Origin of the sequence: Cupriavidus sp. U2 (genome assembly GCF_009663685.2) — a bacterium.
Classification (GTDB): domain Bacteria; phylum Pseudomonadota; class Gammaproteobacteria; order Burkholderiales; family Burkholderiaceae; genus Cupriavidus; species Cupriavidus necator_C.
Window position 1 is genome coordinate 432,777 of the sequence record NZ_RCOG02000032.1, and the last position, 20,035, is coordinate 452,811.

Annotated in this window: 12 protein-coding genes and 1 other RNA gene; 4 read left to right on the plus strand and 9 right to left on the minus strand. The window is 68.7% G+C overall.

What is annotated here, in order from left to right; all coding sequences use genetic code 11:
• The first annotated feature begins 8 nt into the window (after window positions 1-8).
• Complete coding sequence (locus tag D9X30_RS26210) at window positions 9-1,343, plus strand: GGDEF domain-containing protein (RefSeq protein ID WP_153945294.1); 1,335 nt, start codon at window positions 9-11, stop codon at window positions 1,341-1,343.
• A 16-nt stretch (window positions 1,344-1,359) separates the two neighbouring features.
• Here the strand turns inward: D9X30_RS26210 and D9X30_RS26215 are convergent, their stop codons facing one another.
• The 6 genes from D9X30_RS26215 to D9X30_RS26240 form a co-directional block, all read right to left on the minus strand.
• A complete protein-coding gene (locus D9X30_RS26215) occupies window positions 1,360-2,265 on the minus strand; it encodes a LysR family transcriptional regulator (protein ID WP_153945295.1) in 906 nt (301 codons plus the stop codon).
• Between the two features lie 2 nt (window positions 2,266-2,267).
• Window positions 2,268-2,882, minus strand: coding sequence for a recombination mediator RecR (gene recR, locus D9X30_RS26220; protein WP_153945296.1), 615 nt, complete (start codon window positions 2,880-2,882; stop codon window positions 2,268-2,270).
• A 37-nt stretch (window positions 2,883-2,919) separates the two neighbouring features.
• Window positions 2,920-3,246 (minus strand): YbaB/EbfC family nucleoid-associated protein, encoded by a 327-nt coding sequence (locus tag D9X30_RS26225; protein WP_092594129.1) that lies wholly within the window; start codon window positions 3,244-3,246, stop codon window positions 2,920-2,922.
• A 78-nt stretch (window positions 3,247-3,324) separates the two neighbouring features.
• The gene (locus tag D9X30_RS26230; protein ID WP_153945297.1) at window positions 3,325-5,823 is read right to left on the minus strand and encodes a DNA polymerase III subunit gamma/tau; all 2,499 of its coding nucleotides are present in this window, start codon (window positions 5,821-5,823) and stop codon (window positions 3,325-3,327) included.
• A 128-nt stretch (window positions 5,824-5,951) separates the two neighbouring features.
• Entirely contained in the window at window positions 5,952-7,628 is a 1,677-nt protein-coding gene (locus D9X30_RS26235) for an L-lactate permease (protein ID WP_249641091.1), read from the minus strand.
• 331 nt (window positions 7,629-7,959) lie between these two features.
• On the minus strand, window positions 7,960-10,467 hold the full coding sequence (locus tag D9X30_RS26240; RefSeq protein WP_153945299.1) for an adenosylcobalamin-dependent ribonucleoside-diphosphate reductase: 2,508 nt from the start codon (window positions 10,465-10,467) through the stop codon (window positions 7,960-7,962).
• Window positions 10,468-10,628: 161 nt separating this feature from the next.
• Here D9X30_RS26240 and ffs point away from each other — a divergent pair.
• An RNA gene (gene ffs, locus D9X30_RS26245) (signal recognition particle sRNA small type) lies at window positions 10,629-10,727 on the plus strand.
• A gap of 132 nt (window positions 10,728-10,859) precedes the next feature.
• Here the strand turns inward: ffs and D9X30_RS26250 are convergent.
• The 3 genes from D9X30_RS26250 to D9X30_RS26260 form a co-directional block, all read right to left on the minus strand.
• Window positions 10,860-14,480 (minus strand): UvrD-helicase domain-containing protein, encoded by a 3,621-nt coding sequence (locus tag D9X30_RS26250; protein ID WP_153945300.1) that lies wholly within the window; start codon window positions 14,478-14,480, stop codon window positions 10,860-10,862.
• The gene (locus D9X30_RS26255; RefSeq protein ID WP_153945301.1) at window positions 14,477-17,419 is read right to left on the minus strand and encodes a PD-(D/E)XK nuclease family protein; all 2,943 of its coding nucleotides are present in this window, start codon (window positions 17,417-17,419) and stop codon (window positions 14,477-14,479) included. Before D9X30_RS26255 ends, D9X30_RS26250 begins: the two co-directional genes overlap by 4 nt.
• 66 nt (window positions 17,420-17,485) lie before the next feature.
• Window positions 17,486-17,755: a hypothetical protein gene (locus D9X30_RS26260; RefSeq protein WP_153945302.1), complete on the minus strand. Its 270-nt coding sequence runs from the start codon at window positions 17,753-17,755 to the stop codon at window positions 17,486-17,488.
• 463 nt (window positions 17,756-18,218) lie between these two features.
• Between D9X30_RS26260 and trxA the strand changes: the two genes are divergently transcribed.
• Together trxA and rho are read left to right on the plus strand one after the other, a co-directional pair.
• Window positions 18,219-18,545, plus strand: coding sequence for a thioredoxin TrxA (gene trxA, locus D9X30_RS26265; protein ID WP_066734371.1), 327 nt, complete (start codon window positions 18,219-18,221; stop codon window positions 18,543-18,545).
• Between the two features lie 181 nt (window positions 18,546-18,726).
• Window positions 18,727-19,989 carry a transcription termination factor Rho gene (gene rho / locus D9X30_RS26270; RefSeq protein WP_066734373.1) on the plus strand — a complete coding sequence of 421 codons (1,263 nt, stop codon included), beginning with the start codon at window positions 18,727-18,729 and terminating at the stop codon, window positions 19,987-19,989.
• Window positions 19,990-20,035 lie beyond the last annotated feature (46 nt).

Here is a 20,035-nt window from a genome sequence, read left to right on the forward strand (position 1 = left end):
AGCCCTTCATGCCACTGCTGCCCCCGGTTCAGTCGATCCGGAACAGAATGATCGTGCTGTTCATCGTTGTCACCACGACAACGCTGGGGGCCTTTGCCGCGCATCGCCAGTGGCAGTTGCAGCAGGAACTCGCGCGCCGCTTCGAGCGGACCCGCGCGGAAATCATGGATGGCCTGGGCCAGAGCCTGGCCGAACCTGCCTGGGCGCTCAATGTCGGCATCCTGCGCTCCCGCCTGGAAGCCACGCTGGTGCACCCGGAAGTCTCCGAGGCCTGCGTGTTCTCGCCCGACGGCAACGAATCCTATGCCATGGCCGGCCGCCCTGCCGCGCCGGGCACCGCCCCTTGCACCGTGGCCGGACCGCACGACGTGCTGAGCGAGGTGCGGATCTACCCGCCGGCCAATATCGATGCCGCGCGCCGCGAGCAGTCGATCGGCACGGCCGTGATCCGGTTCTCGCGCCAGCCGATGCACCGGGCGCTGCGTGCGGCGATGATCCAGGGCATTACCGAAGTGGCCGCCATCGACGTGGTGCTGGTGCTGCTGCTGACCTTTGGGCTGCGCATGGTATTCCGCCCGCTGGAACACCTGCAGCGCGCGCTGTTCCAGCTGGCGTCGAGCCACGGCGACGAGCTCGACGAACTGTCGCGGCTGGGCCGTACCGAGTTCGACAGCGTCATCGACGGGTTCAACCAGGTGTTGCGCAAGCTCAAGCTGATCATCGCCGAACGGACCGAGGCCGAACTGACGGTGCGGGCCGCCATCCAGCGCAGCCACGAGGCCTTTGCGCAGATCCAGGCCACCCAGGCCGAACTGGTCGAGAAGAATCTGCAGCTCGAGGCGCTGTCCAAGACCGACCAGCTGACCGGCGTGTTCAACCGGCGCCATCTGGACGCGGTGCTGATCAGCGAGCTGGAACGCCACCGCCGCGACGGCAGCCTGTTTTCGATCATCCTGATCGACGTAGACCGCTTCAAGGCCATCAACGACAACCACGGCCACCAGATCGGCGACCGGGTGCTGGTGGAAATGGCCGAGCGCATCCTGGAAATCACGCGCGATGCCGATACCGTGGGCCGCTGGGGCGGCGAGGAATTCCTGATCATCTGCCCCGACGCCACGCCCGAGGTCGCCGTGCAGTTTGCCGAACGGCTGCGCCGCACGGTGTCCGAGCGGGCGTTCTCGGTAACCGGAGACATGACCGCCAGCCTGGGCGTGGCCAGCGTGCAGCCCGGCGACACCATCCACGGGATGATCTCGCGAGCCGACCAGGCGCTCTATCGCGGCAAGAACAACGGACGGGACCGCGTGGAGTATGCCGACGAGGGCTTGACCACCCCATAGCCCGGCGCGGCGCTGCTCAGAACGGGGCGCGGTCCCCGCACAGGTGGGCAATCAGCAGCCTGGCCGACACGGTCAGGCCGGCTGGGTCGCGCATGCCGATCAGCAACGACCGGCGCGCCCAGGCATCGCGCAACCCCACCAGCGACAGCCCCATCGACTTCACATGCGGCTCGGCGGCGATGCGCGGCAGCACACCCACCCCCAGGCCCGCCATCACCATGCGGCACATCGCGTCGAAGCTGCGCACCTGGATGCGCAGGCGAAACTGGCGTTCCAGCCGGCTGCTCTCTTCCAGCAGCCGCGCGGCCAGCGACGTCACCTGGGGCAGGCTGACGAAGTCGTACTCGAGCGCATCGGCGTAATGCACCGGACCGTCCTGGGCCAGCGGATGGCCAGGCGGCGTGATGATGACCAGTTCGTCCTGCCGGTATTCGACCGTGACCAGGCCGGTGCAAGGCGTGCGGTCGGCAAAGATGCCGACGTCCGCCCGGTTTTCCATCAGCGCGGCCACGATATCGCTGCTGTTGTGCTCTTCGAGCTCGATGCGGATGGTGGGATGCTGGCGCATGAACTGCGCCAGGTCGTCGGGCAGGAACTGCGTAATGGCCGACGTGTTGGCGCAAACGCGCACCTGGCCGCGCACGCCCGACGCATAGTCGGACATCACGCCGGCCATGCGCTCCACGTCCTGCAGGATGGTCAGCGCGTGGTGAAAGCAGGCCTGCCCCGCCTCGGTCAGCTGCACGCCCGCCGCATGGCGGAAGAACAGCGGTGCGCCGACGGCGGTTTCCAGGTCGGAAATCCGCTTGCTGGCGGCCGCCACGGCCAGATGCGACTGGCGCGCGCCGGCCGAGATGCTGCCCTGCCGGGCCACGGCCACGAACAGGCCCAGCGTCACGAGATCGAAGCGCGCCAGGTTCATGGTCAGAGCGTGCGCCGGTCCATCACGGCGCGGGCAATGGTGCCCGCGTCGACGTATTCGAGTTCGCCCCCCACCGGCACGCCGCGCGCCAGGCGCGACACCTTGAGCCCGCGCGCCTTCAGCATTTCGCCGATGTAGTGCGCGGTGGCCTCGCCTTCGCTGGTGAAGTTGGTGGCGACAATCACCTCGGTGGCCGGACCGCCGTACTCGGGGTCGGTGGCACGCGCCAGCAGGCGATCGAGATGAATTTCCTTCGGGCCGATGCCGTCGAGCGGCGACAGCCGCCCCATCAGCACGAAGTACTGCCCGCGATAGGTCAGGGTCTGCTCGATCATGACCTGGTCGGCGGGCGTTTCCACCACGCAGAGCAGCGCGGCGTCGCGGGCGGGGTCGCGGCAGGTCTCGCAGATGTCCTGCTCGGTGAACGTATTGCAGCGTTCGCAATGGCGGATGCCATCGGCGGCGCCACGCAGCGCGTCGCCCAGTTTGCGCGCGCCGTCGCGATCATGCTGCAGCAGGTGATACGCCATGCGCTGGGCCGATTTCGGCCCCACGCCGGGCAGCACCTTGAGCGCCTCGATCAGCGCCTGCAGCGAAGTGGGCGGCGCCGCCTTCATGGCACCGCCAGGAACATTGCGCGCATGGGGACGCCGATCAGAACGGCAGCTTGAAGCCCGGGGGCAGCGGCAGGCCCGAGGTCATCGAGCCCATTTTTTCCTGCGTGGTGGCCTCGGCCTTGCGCACGGCGTCGTTGAACGCGGCGGCGACCAGGTCTTCGAGCAGGTCCTTGTCGTCGGCCAGCAGGCTCGGATCGATCGTCACGCGCTTCACGTCGTTCTTGCAGGTCATGAGCACCTTCACGAGACCGGCGCCGGACTGGCCCTCGACCTCGATCTGGGCCAGCTGCTCCTGCATCTTCTTCATGTTGTCCTGCATCTGCTGGGCTTGCTTCATCAGCCCCGCCAGTTGGCCTTTCATCATGGCATCACTCCTTCGATATGTGTGTATGGGGTGGGACGGCGCCGCATGGTGTCGATCCAGGCGGGCCGCCTCTCGAAATCAGGCAGCGCGCGGCTGCACGGAGCCGGGCACGATCTGCCCGCCGAATTCGCGCAGCAAGCCCTGTACGAACGGGTCCCGGTCAATCTCGGCCTCGGCCTCGCGCTGGCGCTCGGCACGCGCCGCGGCTTCGACGGCCGCCGCGGTATGGGTGACGGCGCCGATCTCGCAATGCACGCGGACCTCGACGCCAAAGTGTTCATTGAGCGCCGTTTGCAGGCGCTCGGCCACATTGGCCTCGCCAATGGCCGCCACCGGCACGCGCAGATGCAACGTCCGGCCCACCACGCGGTGCAGCTCGCTCTGATGCGCCAGCTGCTGCGCCAGGCCCTTGAGCGGCAGGCTGGCGGCCAGCGCCGGCCAGTCGCCCGTGAAGACCGGCGGCGTACCGTCGTCGGACGCGCTCGGCGCCACCGGCGGCACGGCCGGTGCCAGCGCAACCGCCGGCTCGCGCTCGGGCTCGGGCGCCGGCTTGCGGGCCTGAGGCTGGGTGGACTGGCCCGGGGCAGCACGTCCGGCGCCACGGGGCGCGCGGTCGAAGCTTTCCGATTCGAACCCGTTGTCGTACCCGCCAAAGTTAGGGTCGAAGCCCGGATCGCTATCGTAGGGGCCGATCACCGGCATGTCGGCCGGCATGGCTTCCCACGGCGGCACATCGCTGCCACCGGCGGCTTCCCACGGCGGCACATCGGCAGCAGGCCGCGCCGGCCCGGCAGGCCTGGCGGCAGCAGGCGCCGGGCGCTCGCGCGTGGACTCCGACGCGGCCGGGGCCTGCGGGGCGACTGTCACAGGCACGGTGGGCGCGGCGGGCGCAGCCGGTGCGGCCGCAGTGGGCTGGGCCGGTTGCGCGGGTGCGGGTGCGGGTGCGGCCGTGGTCGCCGGGCGCGAAGCCGAGGGCGGACGCAACGGCTGGGCCGCCGGGCGCTGACTGGACGCGGCTGCGGCGCCAGCCATCGGCGGCGCGCTGGCGCCGGCCGGACGCGAGGCACCCTTGCCCGCCGACGCCTGTCGCGCGGCTTCCAGCGCGGCACGAGCCGGAGACATGGCGGTGCGGCCGCTGGCAGGCGCGGCAGGTGCTTCGGCAATGCCTGGGGATGCGGGGACTTCGGCACTCGCCGGCGCGGCTGCCATGGGCGTTGCAACCGGTGCCGCTATCGGCTCGGGCACGGGCGGAACGACTGCCTTTGCCACATCGGCAACCGGCGTTTCGGCGTTCGGTGCAAGCGCCCGAGCCACGGGCGCTTGCGGTGCGGCGGCCTTCACCGGCGCGGCGTCGGGAGCCTGCGCCACCGGCGCAGCCGGCATGGCACGCGGCGCGGCGGCCGGCGGGCTGGCCGGACGCGGCCGCGCCACGGCCTGGCCGCCACCGCCCTGCCCGCCCACCGGCGTGGCAGGCGTGGCCGACGGCCGGAAGGCCAGCATGCGCAACAGCGTCATCGTGAAGCCGGCATATTCGTCCGGCGCCAGCGCAAGCTCGCTGCGGCCAAGGTTGGCGATCTGGTAGAACAGCTGGATTTCCTGCGCGTCGAACTGGCCGGCCAGGCGGCGCACGTCCTCGGCTTCGGGCCATTCGTCCTGCACCGATGCCGGCACGGCCTGGGCCAGCGCGATCTTGTGCAGCAGCGAGCCCAGGTCCTGCAGCGCGCCGGCAAATGACAGGCTGCGGTCGGCCATCGAATCGGCAATGCCCAGCATCGCGGCGCCATCCTCGGCGGCCAGCGCATCGAGCAACTGCACCAGGAAGCTCTGGTCGATCGCCCCGAGCATGCCGCGCACGGCTTCCTCGGACACCTGGCCGGCGCTGTACGCGATGGCCTGGTCGGTCAGCGACAGCGCGTCGCGCATCGACCCATGGGCAGCCTGAGCCAGCAGGCGCAGCGCGCTGCCGTCGTGGTGGATGCCTTCCTGGCCCAGGATATGGTCCAGGTGCGACACGATATGCCCCGGCGGCATCTGCTTCAGGTTGAACTGCAGGCAGCGTGACAGGACGGTGACGGGGATCTTCTGCGGATCGGTCGTGGCCAGGATGAACTTGACGTGCCCGGGCGGCTCTTCCAGCGTCTTCAGCATCGCGTTGAAGGCGTGGTTGGTCAGCATGTGCACTTCGTCGATCATGTAGACCTTGAAGCGGCCGACCGTCGGTGCATAGACCGCCTTGTCGAGCAGCTGCGCCATCTCGTCCACGCCACGGTTCGACGCCGCGTCCATCTCGATATAGTCGACGAACCGACCGCTATCGATCTCCAGGCAGGCCTTGCACTGTCCGCAGGGCTGGGCGGTGATGCCGCCGCTGCCGTCAGGGCCCGTGCAATTGAGCGCCTTGGCCAGGATCCGGGACAACGTGGTCTTGCCGACACCGCGCGTGCCGGTGAACAGGTAGGCGTGATGCAGCCGCTGCTGTTCCAGCGCATGCGTGAGCGCGCGCACCACGTGCTCCTGGCCGACCAGCGTGGTGAAATCCCGTGGGCGCCATTTGCGCGCTAGAACTTGATAACTCATGGCGGCGATTGTAGCAAAAGGCGGGCCTCGGCAATCGGCAGCCGGCCCGGCAAACCCTGGCCGGCCGGCGCCCACGAAAAAGCCCCGCCGTGGGGCGGGGCTTCGTGTCACATCGGGCTGGCCGGCCGTCAGTGAATCACCATCTGCGTGAATGGATGCACATACGCCTGCAGCGTCACGAACAGGCCGACCAGGATGGCCAGCGAGATCGAGTGGAAGAACACGTAGCGCAGGATCTCGCCCTCGTGGCCGTACCACTTGGTGGCGGTGGACGCCACCACGATCGATTGCGCGTCGATCATCTTGCCCATCACGCCGCCGGAGCTGTTGGCGGCCGCCATCAGCGTCGGCGACAGGCCCAGCTGCTCGGCCGTGGTCTTCTGCAGGCCGCCGAACAGCACGTTCGATGCCGTGTCGGACCCGGTCAGCGCCACCCCCAGCCAGCCCAGCATCGTGCCGAACAGCGGGTACAGCACGCCGGTCTGGGCAAACGCCAGGCCCAGCGTGGCGTCCAGGCCCGAGTAGCGGGTCAGGTAGCCAATGCCGAACATCGCGCAGATCGTCAGCAGCGAATAGCGCACGAGCTTGATGGTTTCCCAGTATTCCTTGAACAGGCGCGGGATCGAATAGCCCATCAGCAGGCCGCCCACCACCGCCGACACCAGGATGCCGGTGCCGGCCATCGACAGCACGTTGAAGTTGAACACGGCGCCTTCGGCGACTTCCTTCGGCACCACCGGGGGGCCCTTGATGACGGCCTTGTCCAGGCCCGGGATCGGGAATTTCCACTGCCAGATGCCATCCATCAGCTTCTTGAACTCGGGAACGCCCCAGACGAACACGAACACGGTCAGGATCACCCACGGCATCCAGGCCTTGGCCACCGAGATGCCCACCGATGCGGCGCTGGCGCGCGCGTCGGCTTCCAGTGCCTCGGGATGATCGACCTTGGAGTCGTCGTGGCGGCCCAGGATGCGCGTGGACGTCCAGATTTCCTTCGGTTGCCAGATCTTCAGGAAGCCGGTCAGGCAGCCCATCGAGATCAGCGCCGAGATCACGTCCACCAGCCACGGGCCGTGGAAGTTCGACACCAGGAACTGCGGCACGGCGAAGCTGACGCCCGCCACCAGGATGGCCGGCCAGATCGCCAGCATGCCGCGGAAGCCCGCGAACGCCCAGATCAGCCAGAACGGCACCAGCACCGAGAAGAACGGCAGCTGGCGGCCGATCATCGCGGACAGCTGCACCTGGTCGATGCCCGTCACCGACGACAGGCCGATGATCGGCGCACCCAGCGCGCCAAAGGCCACCGGCGCGGTGTTGGCGATCAGCGCCAGGCCCGAAGCGGCCAGCGGCGAGAAGCCCAGGCCGATCAGGATGGCACCGGTCACGGCCACCGGCGTGCCGAAGCCGGCGGCGCCCTCGAAGAATGCGCCAAAGCTGAAGGCCACCAGCAGCAGTTGCAGGCGGCGATCCTCGGTCACGCCGGAGATCGAGTTCTGCAACACCTTGAATGACCCGTTTATCGTGGTGAGCCGGTGCAGGAAGATGATATTGAGGACGATCCAGCCAATCGGGAACAAGCCGGACACGATGCCGAGCCCCGCCGCCTTGCCGGCCATGGCCGCCGGCATGCCGAACACGAACGACGCCACGACGATGCCCACCACCAGCGCCAGGCCGGCCGCCAGGTGCGCCTGCATATGAAAGAACGCCAGCGCGGCAAGCAGCACGGCGACCGGAACCCCTGCAGCGATGGTCGAAAGCGCCATGCTGCCTAGCGGGTCATAGACTTGACTCCACACGATTGAATCCTCCTCTGGTTGATACGGCTGCCTGCCTCTGACGGGCCTGGACAACCGGACGACATGTGCCCCGCCGGGCGACGCAAGCGCCGCCCGCCGGACAGAAAGGGGATTGTAAGGACGGGTTCCGGCTCACCGCCCAAAATCCGGTCATCGACCCGATGAGCCGGATTCAGGGATCAGGGTTTGTGCGGGGGCAGTCTGGCGCACCTCACATCCTCGCGCGCAGCGTACTCCTTAAAACGATCGTTCGATATAGGTAATGTGATGGAGGCGGCCCCGCCGATGCACGGCGATGTACTGCGGGCAGCCCACTACGGTAAGTGCCGGATCAGCCGCATTCGCCCACGTAGCCGCAGTTGGCGCACTTGGCGCAGCCGTCGACCTTGTGCAACGCATGCGCGCCACACTCGGGGCATGGCTTGCCGGTGCCGATGCCGGTCACGGCCGTCGCGGCCTGGGCCGGCGTCGTCGGCCGGGCAAGTGCGACCGCCGCCTCGCCGCCGTCGCGCCGGGCCAGCCGGGCGGCCAGCGCCGTCACGGGCACCTGGCCGCCCTCGTCGTCCAGGAAGCCGCGCTTGATCAGGATGCGCTGCAGCGCGTAGCTCAGCGCCGCCACCTCGGAGTCATGGAAGCGCGGTACCTCGGTGCCATCCTGCCGCACCACCGATCCATAGCGCACGGTGCCCTTGTCCCAGACCACGTTGCGCATGTCGGCCAGCGCCTTGGCGATCGGGCCGCCCGAGCGCGCCACCATCGACAGCAGCCGCATCGTGGACGTGATCCACTGCTGCCCCTCGGTACGCTGGCCGGCCGGCATGAAGAACTCGATGGGCCGTTCGATCGTGACCGGCTGGCCGTCCACCGTCCCCGTGACGCGCATGAAATTCACGGTCAGGTAGACGGTCTTGTGGCCTTCGTAGGTCAGGTATTCGACCTTGGACGTCACGCCTTCCAGATCGCCCAGCGGACGGCTGCCGAACGGCCGGGTGAGCGGATCGTCGCCATTCTGCAGTGCACCCGGCGTCGTGGCTGCCACCGCAGGCGCGTCGGAGGACGGCGCTACCGACAGCACGGCGCCCAGCACCTGGTTGGGCCGGTAGGTGGCCAGCCCCTTCAGGCCGGCCTTCCAGGCTTCCAGGTACAGGTTGCGGAAGGCTTCGTACGGATAGTCCTCCGGTACGTTCACGGTCTTGCTGATGCTGGTGTCGATATACGGCTGCACGGCTTCCAGCATCCGCATATGGTCCAGCGCCGACATCTGCAGCGCGGTGACGAAGCTGTCCGGCAGGTGATCCATGTCGCCGCCCATATGGCGGTAGAGCCGCCATGCATGGTCGGCCACCTCGAAGGTGCGATAGCTGTCGTCGGGCATGCGTTTGCGGCGGTTGTACGTCCACGAGAACGCAGGTTCGATGCCATTCGACGCGTTGTCCGCGAAGGCCAACGTGATGGTGCCGGTCGGCGCAATCGACAGCAGGTGCGAGTTGCGCAGCCCGTGCTTGCGAATGGCCGTCTGCACGGCGTCCGGCAGCCGGCTGACAAAGCCGCCGCGCAGGTAGGCGTCGGCATCGAACAGCGGGAAGGCGCCCTTCTCGTCGGCCAGTTCCACCGATGCCAGGTACGCGTGGTCGCGCATCGCTTCGGATATCCGCCCCGCCAGCGCGCGCGCCGCGTCGGTGTCGTAGCGCAGCCCCAGCATCACCAGCGCGCTGCCCAGACCCAGGAAGCCCAGCCCGATGCGGCGCTTGGCCTGCGCCTCGGCCTGTTGCTCGGGCAGCGGCCAGAACGTGACGTCCAGCACGTTGTCGAGCATGCGCGTGGACACCCGCACGACTTCGGCAAACGCGGCGAAGTCGAAGCTGGCCTCGTCGGTAAAGGGCTGGCGCACGAAGCGCGTCAGGTTGATCGATCCCAGGCAGCAGCAGCCATACGACGGCAGCGGCTGCTCCGCGCACGGGTTGGTGGCTTCGATCGTCTCGCAGTAATACAGGTTGTTGTCCGCATTGATGCGCGACAGGAACAGGATGCCGGGCTCGGCGTGGTCGTAGGTGGCCTGCATGACCTGGTCCCACAGCCGGCGCGCCGGCACCCGGCGATATACCCACTGGCCGTCGTCGCGCCGGTAGGCGCCGGCCGCGATCACGTCCATGCCCGGCTCGGCCTCGTGCACGAGTTCGATCTCCTCGTCGGCCTCCACGGCCTGCATGAAGGCGTCGGTCACGCCGATCGAGATATTGAAGTTGGTCAGGTCGCCACGATCCTTGGCGTGGATGAAGCTCTCGATGTCGGGATGGTCGCAGCGCAGCACGCCCATCTGCGCCCCGCGCCGCGCCCCGGCCGACTCCACCGTGGCGCACGACGCATCGAACACCTTCATGAACGACACCGGCCCCGAGGCGCGCGAATGCGTGGCGCGCACCAGCGCGCCGCCGGGCCGGATCGACGAGAAGTCATAGCCCACGCCGCCGCCGCGCCGCATGGTCTCGGCGGCCTGCGCCACGGCCGTATAGATACTGGGCTTGCCGTCCCGGGACTCGGACACCGAATCGCCCACGGGCTGCACGAAGCAGTTGATCAGCGTGGCCTGGATGCCCGTACCGGCGGCGGAATTGATGCGCCCGGCCGGCACGAAGCCGTTTTCCAGCGCCCAGAGAAATCGCGCGGCCCAGGTGTCACGGTGATCGGCCGGCTCGACTTCGGCCAGCGCGCGCGCCACGCGACGGCGCACATCGTCGATGCTGCGCTCCTCGCCCTTGGCGTATTTTTCCTGAAGAACTTCGATGGAGATGTCTTGCGGCACGAGTGCGCCGCGGAGGATCTGGTCGTTTGCGTTCATGCCCCAACCTGTCTGGATGAAAAGTCGGCAGAAAATGCCGTCCGCCATGCTGCCAGCATGGCCGGGCGACACCCCGGTATCAGATCAAACTCCGGTCGAACAACCCTCGTAGAACAACGAAATTGGAAACGTTGCGCCAGGTTGGGTTACAATGCCGGTCGGACGGGCCTCCTCGCATGGTGGCGCGGTCAACCTGGTCAGGTCGGGAACGAAGCAGCCACAGCCGTTTTCCACCAGTGCCGAGGGTCAGGCTCGTCCCCCTTCTTCCTGCTTTTTCTGTCTTCCCGCGAAGTTCTTCGCGAAAATCCCACAAAATAGTGCCTTCCTGCCCGATCGCGGCAGACCCGCCATCGCACGGCAATCCAGCACCTATTCTGCGCCTCTTTTGCGGATCAGAACAACGACCCCTGCTGCGTCGTGGCGATTGGCGCAGACGTCCGTGAGGGCGTCGAAGCGCGCAGCACTTCGGCATCGATCCATTCCCCGGCGGCCGTGGCCACGCCGGCTTCGATCCGCTTGCCCGGGAAGACCGGCTGCACTGCCGCCACATAGCGCGCCAGCTGCGCGCCATAGGCGGCGTGTTCCTGCGGCAGCAGGCGCTGCTTGTAGTCGATGATGACCACGCGGTCGTCGAACTCCACCAGCCGGTCGATCCGCAGCAGGCGGCCCCGGCCATCGTAGAGCTCCACCTCGTTGCGCGCCGACACCGCGTCGGGCGCGAACAGCAGCGGGCGCAGCGCCGGCGCCGCCAGCATGGCGCGCAGGTCGGCCACCGCCGCCTCGGCCTGCCGCTGCCAGCGGTCTCGTGCCAGGGGCGCGCCCGCTCCGGCCAGCGGGAACCAGCGCATCACGGTGGCGGCGTCCGGCACGCCGGCGAAGGCCTCCGGGTAGCGCGTCAGCCGTTCCAGCAGCGCATGCACCAGTTCGCCATGCGCGGCAGCCTCGGCGTCGAACACCGTGGCTTCGGCCTCGTCCTCGAAGCCGGCTTCGGCTACCGCTTCAGCGGTCCCTCCTGCGCCTTCCCCGGCCGCCACGTCGTCCGCGCCGCGATAGCGCAGCCGGAAATCGGTGTAGCGCACGCGCTCGCTGGCCGCGCCGAGGGTGTCGGCGGCCGCGATTCCGGTCTCCGGATAGGCGCTCACCTCGTCGCCGACGGCTGCCCCGGCCAGCCGCACATACCAGCTGCCGGCGATCTCGGCGCCGTTGGCTTCCTCCCTGGCGGCCTTGCTGGCGCGGCCCTTGACGCCACTGACCAGCAGACCCTGCTGCGCGCGCGTCATGGCCACGTAGAGCAGGTTCCAGTTCTCGCGCTCGGCCAGGGCGGCTTCGGCCTCGAACATCGGCGCCCGTGCCAGGCCGCGCTCGCTGCGCTTGCCGTAGGCCGAGAAATGCCGCGGCGCGGACGATGCCGGCGGCCAGTCCACCAGGATGCCGCCACGGTCGGCGGCCGGATCGCTGTGGTTGGCGTCGAGCAGCACCACGAATGGCGCCTCCAGGCCCTTGGCCGCATGCACGGTCAGGATATGCACCGCATCGAGCTGGCTGTCGCCGGCGTCGTCGGGCTCGGCCTCGGTGTCTTCCACGCCCTCGCCCATGCCGCCCTCGTCCGGGCTCTCATCCTCGTCGCCGCGCCGGATCTCCTGCAGTTCGTCGATGAACTTCGGCAGGCTCGGGTAGCGGCCGCCGTCCAGGTCGAGCGACAGCTTCAGGAAGGCGTCCAGGTTGGCCAGCACCTGTTCGCGGATGGCGGACGGCGCGGCCTCCGCGTAGCGGCGGCGCACCTCGCCGTGGTGGTAGATATGGTCGATCAGGTCGTGCACGGGCTCGTGCGGCGCCAGCGCCAGCCAGCCGCGCAAGCGGGCGACGCCGGCGCGCAGCGCGTCCGACACATGCTCGGGCAGCCCGTTGGCGATGCGCGACCACCAGCCGCCTTCGCCTTCGATCGACGCCAGCAGGATCAGGTCGTCGTCGGTGGCGCCAACGATCGGGCTCTTCAGCACATGCGCCAGGTCGAGATCGGACTCCGGCGTCATCAGGAATGCCAGCAGTGCCGAAATATCGAGCGCCTCCAGCGTCGTCAGCAGGCCGCCGCGGCGCGGGCTCAGGCACGGGATACCGGCTTCGCGCAGCGCGCGCTCGTAGTCGGGCAGATAGGTCTTGCGGCGCACCAGCAGGTGCATGTCGCGCCAGGTGGCGGGCCGCGACACGTCGCCCTCGCGCACGGGCACGTGCTCGCGCAGATAGTGCAGCCACGCGGCCACGCGCCGGCCTTCCTCGAAGCGCAGTGAATCGCCCTGCTGCACACGCGGCTGCGTCAGCGTGTCGCGATGGCGGTCACCGGCAGGCCGATCGTCGTCGGCGCCCGCCCCTGCGGCGTCTTCCGCCTCGACCAGCGGCAGCAGCCAGACCGGGCCTCCGGGTTCCTTCAGCGCGGTGGTCTGGGTCTCGTAGAGCGGATACCGTCCGTCGGCGCGGGCATGATCGAACACCGCATTGACCCAGTCCAGCACTTCGGGACGATTGCGCCGCGTGCGGTTGGTACGCAGCACCGTGGCGCGAAACTCGGCTTGCAGCATGTCGCGTGCGGCATCGAACAGGCGCGCATCGGCACGGCGGAAGCGATAGATCGACTGCTTGGGGTCCCCCACCAGGAACACGGTCGGCTTGTCGCCCAGGCCCTGGTAGCCGGCCAGCCAGCCCTGCAGGATGCGCCACTGCAGCGGGTTGGTGTCCTGGAATTCGTCCAGCAGCAGGTGGCGATAGCGCGCATCGAGCCGCACCTGCAGATAGGTGGCGGTTTCCTCGTCGGCCATCAGCCGCGCGGCCAGCCATTCGAGGTCGGCGAAATCCATCGCGCGCTGCTCGCCCTTGTATCGCTGGTAGCGTTCCAGCAATGCGTCACCGAGCCGGTAGAGCGCCAGGTTGATGGCCAGCACGGCGGCCTCGCAGCGGCGGGCCGCGATCTCGTCGAGCCGCGCGCAATGGTCGGCCACACGGGCGATCAGGTCTTCGGCACCGCCTTCGCCGCCGCAGATCTTGACCAGCGCGGCGGTGGCCTTCATCGAGCGCGGCTTGCCGGCGTCGGTGAAAAACGCGGCGCGCAACTGGCCGAAGGCCTGTGCGGCGGCGTCGCCGGGCGCGGCGCCGGCATCGCGCCAGGCCCGGACCGCGCGCAGGCCGTCCACCAGCCGCGACGCGTGGGTCTGCTCGGTTTTGCCGGCCCGGCCCAGGGTCAGCGCAAGCTGCGCGCATTCCTCGAGCCAGTCGTCGTCGGCCAGCGCCTCCACCAGCACGTCGGCCGTGGCGTCATCGCCAAGATCCTGGGCGAGCCGCCGCGCCGGATCGCCGGCATCCCGGAACGCCCACCACTCGTTGCGCGCGTGGAACATGCGATCGAGCAGGCTGCGCGCCTGGAAGTCGCCCACCGCATCGACCAGCTGTTCATAGGCTTCGCGCAGATCGGCATGCTGCGGATGGGCCAGCGCGCGCCAGAACGGCGCCCAGGCCTCGCGCTTCATGCGCAGGGCGTCCTCGCGCAGCGACGCACCGGGCACGATGCCCGACGACAGCGGCGCGCCACGCAGCAGCGTGCCGAACCAGCCGTGGAAGGTGTCGATGGCCATGCGGCCCGGCGATGCCAGCACCTGCGCATGCAGCAGGCGGGCGCGCGGCAGCGCGGCGCGCGCGGCATCGGGGGACAGGCCGCGCATTTCCAGCTGGGCCAGCACGGCGTCGTCCGACCCGCTGGCCAGTTGCGACAGCACTTCCAGCAAGCGTTCGCGCATCTCCTCGGCGGCCTTGCGTGTGAACGTGATGGCCAGGATCTCGTGCGGTGCGGCGCCGGCCAGCAGCAGGCGCACCAGCCGCGCCACCAGCAGCCAGGTCTTGCCGCTGCCCGCGCAGGCCTCGACCACGACCGAGCGTGCCGGGTCGCACGCGGCGCGTGTGAAATCGGCCTCGCCCACGGGCTGGCCATCGCGCAGATAGGGGTGGATGTCCTGACTGGCGTTCATGAGCGAAGATCCGGCAAGGCGGTGGATTCCCAGAAGCCCTTGCGGCACAGGCCGCGCGCTTCGCAATAGGTACAGGCGGCGGCATCGCCGAATGCGGGCAGCTTCGCGCCCTGCCGCAGACGGCCGACGTCATGCCGCAGCTGACGCTCCAGCCACGTCACGGCGGCCTGGAATTCGGGCAGATCGACTTCGCGCTGCGCGCCGGGGGCGCTGTCGCGGCCGCCCTGCTTCACGCCTTCCAGCGCCACCCAGCTGCCGGCCACGGCATCGGCGCGCAGCAGGCCGTAGAACGCCAGCTGGCAGTCTTCCTCGGCATCGCCCACTTTGCGGCGCAGGCGGCTGGCGGGCTGCGTCTTGTAGTCGAGCACCGCGTGCGCGCCGTCCGGACCCTTGTCGAGGCGGTCGATCCGGCCGGCCAGCCGCAGCGGCACGCCGTCGGGCATCGCCACATCGACGCCGGCGTCCAGTTCGCCGCCGCGCCAGTGCCAGCCCATTTCCTCGCGGGCGGCCTGCCACGCCACGTACGACGGCAGTACCTCGCACCAGCGGCGGTAGTAGCTGATCGCGTTGCCGTCCTCCGCGATCTGCTTGCCGAACACGGTGTCGGAGATCTGCTGCAGGCGGGCCAGCCGCCGGGCGTCGTCGCGCTCGCCGGTGTCGTGGACTTCCTGGTGGTACTGCAGCAGCACGTGGTGCAGCAGGTTGCCGATATCGCGCTTTTCGAGGTCGTCGTTGAGCGATTCGAGCCCGGCCAGGCCCAGCATGCGTCCCGCGAAAAACTGATAAGGACACCGGCGCAGCATGTTGTACGCCGCCGCGCTCCAGCGGGCCGGCACGCGTTCCGGCGCGACCGGCGCGGGCATATGGCCGGGCTGCGCGAAAGTGTCGAGCAGCTGCGGCGCGGCGCTGGCCTCGATCGGCGCCCCGGCGCGCGCGCAGCAGGCGGACAGCCGCTCGATCCAGCCCGACACGTGATGCGGCTCGCCGCGGCTGCCGTAGCGTTGCCAGGTCAGCACCACGTCGTCGTTGTTGAGCAGCACTTCGGCCAGGTCGCGCGCCTGCTGCGCGAAGCGCGCCTCGCGATCTTCCAGGCCCAGTTCGCGCCGCATCTGGTTCGAGAAGAACATCAGCTCGGCCGCGCTGGACGGCAACTGGGCGTCATCGCATCCCACGACCACCACGCCGTCGAAGCGGCGCATCCGCGCGCCGTTGAGCGGCAGGATCGTGATGCGCGACTGGCTCTGCGCCAGCGGTTCCTTGTAGGCCACCGTTTCGAGCAGCGCGGCCAGCATGGCGCGGAATTCCTGCTGGTTCAGCGTGGCATGGCTGCCGGTTTCGTCGTGGGCCAGTTCCGCCAGCCGCGCCAGCGCATCGAGCAATTGCTGGCCGGCATCGTCGGCGGCCAGCGCGGGACGCATCGCCAGCGCATCGAGCGTGGCATCGAGCCGCCCCAGCCAGACCGACAGCGGCTGCTGGGCATGGCCGCGCGGCCACTGGCCGGCTTCATCGGCCAGCGTGGCGATCAGGCCGCGCGCGGCGGCGCGCACGTGCAGCGTCGCGTCGCTGGCCTGCATGGCCTCGGCATCGGCCACCACCGTCCCGTCGCGCTCCGCGAACAGGTGGCGCAGCCGGGTCCAGCCGCCGGTAATCACGTCGCGCCGGATCTGCCGCTCCAGCAGCGCGATGGCCGCGCCACGGTGGGCGGCGTCGGGCAGGCAGAACGGTGACTTCAGCAGGTCCAGCAAGGCGGCGGTATCGCCGTCGCGCACGAGCACGTCGAACCAGCGCATCAGCGCGGCAGCGGCGCGCGTGGTGGACAGCTTCCAGCCCGTTTCATCGCGTACCGGCGCACCGGCCCGCTTCAGCAGCGCGCGCGTGCGGCGCGCCACCACGCGATCGTGCGCCACCAGGGCCACATGCTTGCGGCCCTCGTTCAGCCATTGCACGAGCTGGGCCGCCGCGGCCGCGGCCTCGTCCTCGAAACGGGCACTGCCGATGACCCGCACGCGCGGGCGCGCCGCGGGCAGCGTCCGGGGCAGCGCGGGCAGCGCGGCATCCGTGGGCAGCCTGCCGGCACCACGATCCGCGCCAGCCTCGCCGTCGTCCCCGTCCGGCTGCGCCGGTTCGGCACGGCGCGCCTCGGGCCACAACGCCAGCAGCGTCTGGTACCAGTCGGCGTCGGCTGCCGCTTCGCCGCCGGTCCAGTCGTAGCCCACTTCCAGCGTCGGCACCGCTTCGCCGGCCTGCTGCAGGAAGCTGGCCTCGATGGGCTCGGGCGGTGTCGGGCCGATCCACACCACCGGCCCGGCCACCTGCTGCGCCAGACGCTGCAAGGCACGGCGACGGGCCGGCAAGGGGTCGTCCGGGCCCGACAGCATCTGCCAGAAGGCCAGCACGATCTGGGCCTCCTGGCCAAGAAACCGCTCGGACAGATGGGCGTAGGTACGCTGCAGCGCACCTTGCAGCAGCGCGGCGCGGTCGTCGCCATCCACGTCGTCATCCTCGCGAATGGCGGCGTCCTCGAGCCATCGCGCGCTCAGTTCGTCGCTGATCGACAGCAGCGTCTGCGCCAGCCCCCAGGCGGCGCCCTCGGTCTGGGCGCCGAAGGCGGTGCGCAGCCAGTCCTGCGCGCGAATGGCCTGCTGCACGGCCAGCAGGCGCGCGGCGTGGCTGCGCGCGGGTGCCGGTTCGGCATCGAGATCGGGAGGCAGGTCCAGCAGCCAGTGGCCCAGCGTCAGCACGCGCGGCAGCAGGCGCGGCTGCCCGGCCGCGCGTGCCGCGGCATCGAGCGCCTGGCGCACGCCGGGAATCTGCGCGGCCGTCGGCACGACCACGTGCGCGGCCGACGCGGCGGGGCCGCAGTGGTCAAGGAAGTACCACGTCGCCGTGGCAGCCTGTTCGAGAAACGACGGGCCTGGAGGAAACGAAAGCCGGGTCATGAATGGTAGGGACCGAAACGTATCAGCGATGCGGGGCGACCCGGGCGCCCCGGACGCACGCGAAAGTCAGTTGCCGCCCCGCCCGCCACCTTCCAGGCGCGCACGCAGTTCGCGGGCGGTTTCCAGCAATCCCTCGTAGCCGGAGCGCGCATGCTCGGGCAGGTCGGGGTCGCCAATCAGCGTGCCGAGGGTTTCCATCACGCTGTACACCAGCCCCTTGGCGGCGCCGGTGGCGATGCTGTCGGTTTCGACGGCGCTGTTCAGGTGTGCCAGTGCTTCGCTCAACTGGTCCGCATCGGGGGTATCGGTATCGGGCTTGCGAGGATCGGGCGTCATGATCGATGGCCTATGTCGGAAGGGGCACGGTTTGCGCATCCGGCCTGCCATTCTACGCGCAGCGCGGATGCGGTCCGTCCAAGTGCATTCTAGATCATGCCCCGCGCCTTGTTCTACGGGAAATCCCCAGCCGGCCGGGCGCTGCCCGCCACAAACACCTCCAATGAGGGATGCCGATTGAGCGGGTCTCTCGCGCCGATTGAAACTATCATCGGCAACGGAAGCCGGGGCGCGGCACAATGTGCCCGTGACCGGCGCGAACGCCCTGTGGCGCGCGGCGCGGGGCGGGTGAGGCCGGGGCTTGAAATCCGGCAAGCTGGTAACATATCGGCGTCAATGGCGGCGCGTGTCGCCACGCAGTGCCGTCCGGCGTCCCTGCACGATCTCGTGTAAGGTAACGGTTCAGCCCCACGGCAGTTGCCCGCCTTCAACATAAACTGAGCAAAACCTGAGGTTCCCCGCCATGAGCGACCAAATCAAGTATGTGAGCGACGCATCGTTCGACACCGATGTGCTCAAGTCCGACAAGCCCGTGCTGCTGGACTTCTGGGCTGAGTGGTGCGGGCCCTGCAAGATGATTGCCCCGATCCTGGACGAAGTCGCGAAGGACTACGGCGACCGCGTGCAGATCGCCAAGATCAACGTGGACGAAAACCAGCAGGTGCCGGCCAAGTTCGGCATTCGCGGCATCCCGACGCTGATCCTGTTCAAGAACGGTGAAGTCGTGGCCCAGAAGGTTGGCGCGCTGTCGAAGTCGCAGCTGACCTCGTTCCTGGACGCACAGGTCTAAGCCACCGACCTCCGGCGGGGGCCTCGAGCCCCGGCCTGGCATGATCCGGCCTCGCGGGCGCCAGTTCTGGCGCGCCGGCCGGATTGTGCTAAGATGCGACCCAACAACTTCCCCGAGCGTTCGCTCATTCCTTCCCCCTCCTTAGGTCTTGCCCGTCCGGGCCCTTCTGTACCCCTTGTCTATGCACCTGACAGAACTCAAATCGCTTCACGTGTCTGCGCTTCTCGAAATGGCGGCTACGCTCGAGATCGACAACGCACAACGGATGCGCAAACAGGAACTGATGTTTGCGATCCTGAAGAAGCGCGCCAAGATGGGCGAAACCATCTACGGAGACGGCACGCTGGAAGTTCTGCCCGATGGCTTCGGTTTCCTGCGCTCGCCGGAAACGTCGTACCTGGCCAGCACGGATGACATCTACATCAGCCCGTCGCAGATCCGCCGCTTCAACCTCCACACCGGTGACTCGATCGAAGGCGAAGTGCGTACGCCGAAGGACGGCGAGCGGTACTTTGCACTGGTCAAGGTGGACAAGGTCAACGGGCAGCCGCCCGAAGCGGTGAAGAACCGCATCATGTTCGAGAACCTGACGCCGCTGCATCCGAACCGGCCGCTCACGCTCGAACGCGACATCCGCGCCGAAGAGAACATCACCGGCCGCATCATCGACATGATCGCCCCGATCGGCCGTGGCCAGCGCGCGCTGCTGGTGGCGTCGCCGAAATCCGGCAAGACCGTGATGCTGCAGCACATCGCCCATGCGATTGCCAACAACCATCCGGAAGCCGACCTCTTCGTGCTGCTGATCGACGAGCGCCCCGAAGAAGTGACCGAAATGCAGCGCTCGGTGCGCGGCGAGGTGGTGGCGTCGACGTTCGACGAGCCGGCCATCCGTCACGTGCAGGTGGCCGAAATGGTCATCGAGAAGGCCAAGCGCCTGGTGGAACTGAAGCGCGACGTGGTGATCCTGCTGGACTCGATCACGCGTCTGGCCCGCGCCTACAACACGGTGGTGCCGGCCTCGGGCAAGGTGCTGACCGGCGGTGTGGACGCCAACGCGCTGCAGCGCCCGAAGCGTTTCTTCGGTGCCGCGCGTAACCTGGAAGAAGGTGGTTCGCTGACCATCATCGCCACCGCGCTGATCGAAACCGGCAGCCGCATGGACGACGTGATCTACGAAGAATTCAAGGGCACCGGCAACATGGAAGTGCACCTGGAACGCCGCCTGGCGGAAAAGCGCGTCTACCCCGCCATCAACCTGAACAAGTCCGGCACGCGCCGCGAGGAACTGCTGATCAAGCCGGAAATCCTCCAGAAGATCTGGATCCTGCGCAAGTTCATTTCGGACATGGACGAAGTCCAGGCGATGGAATTCATCCTGGACAAGATGAAACCGACGAAGAACAACGCAGAGTTCTTCGACATGATGCGTCGCGGCGGCTGATATCGGCCAGTTGCCTCCGGCATGAAAAGGCGTACCCTTCGGGTGC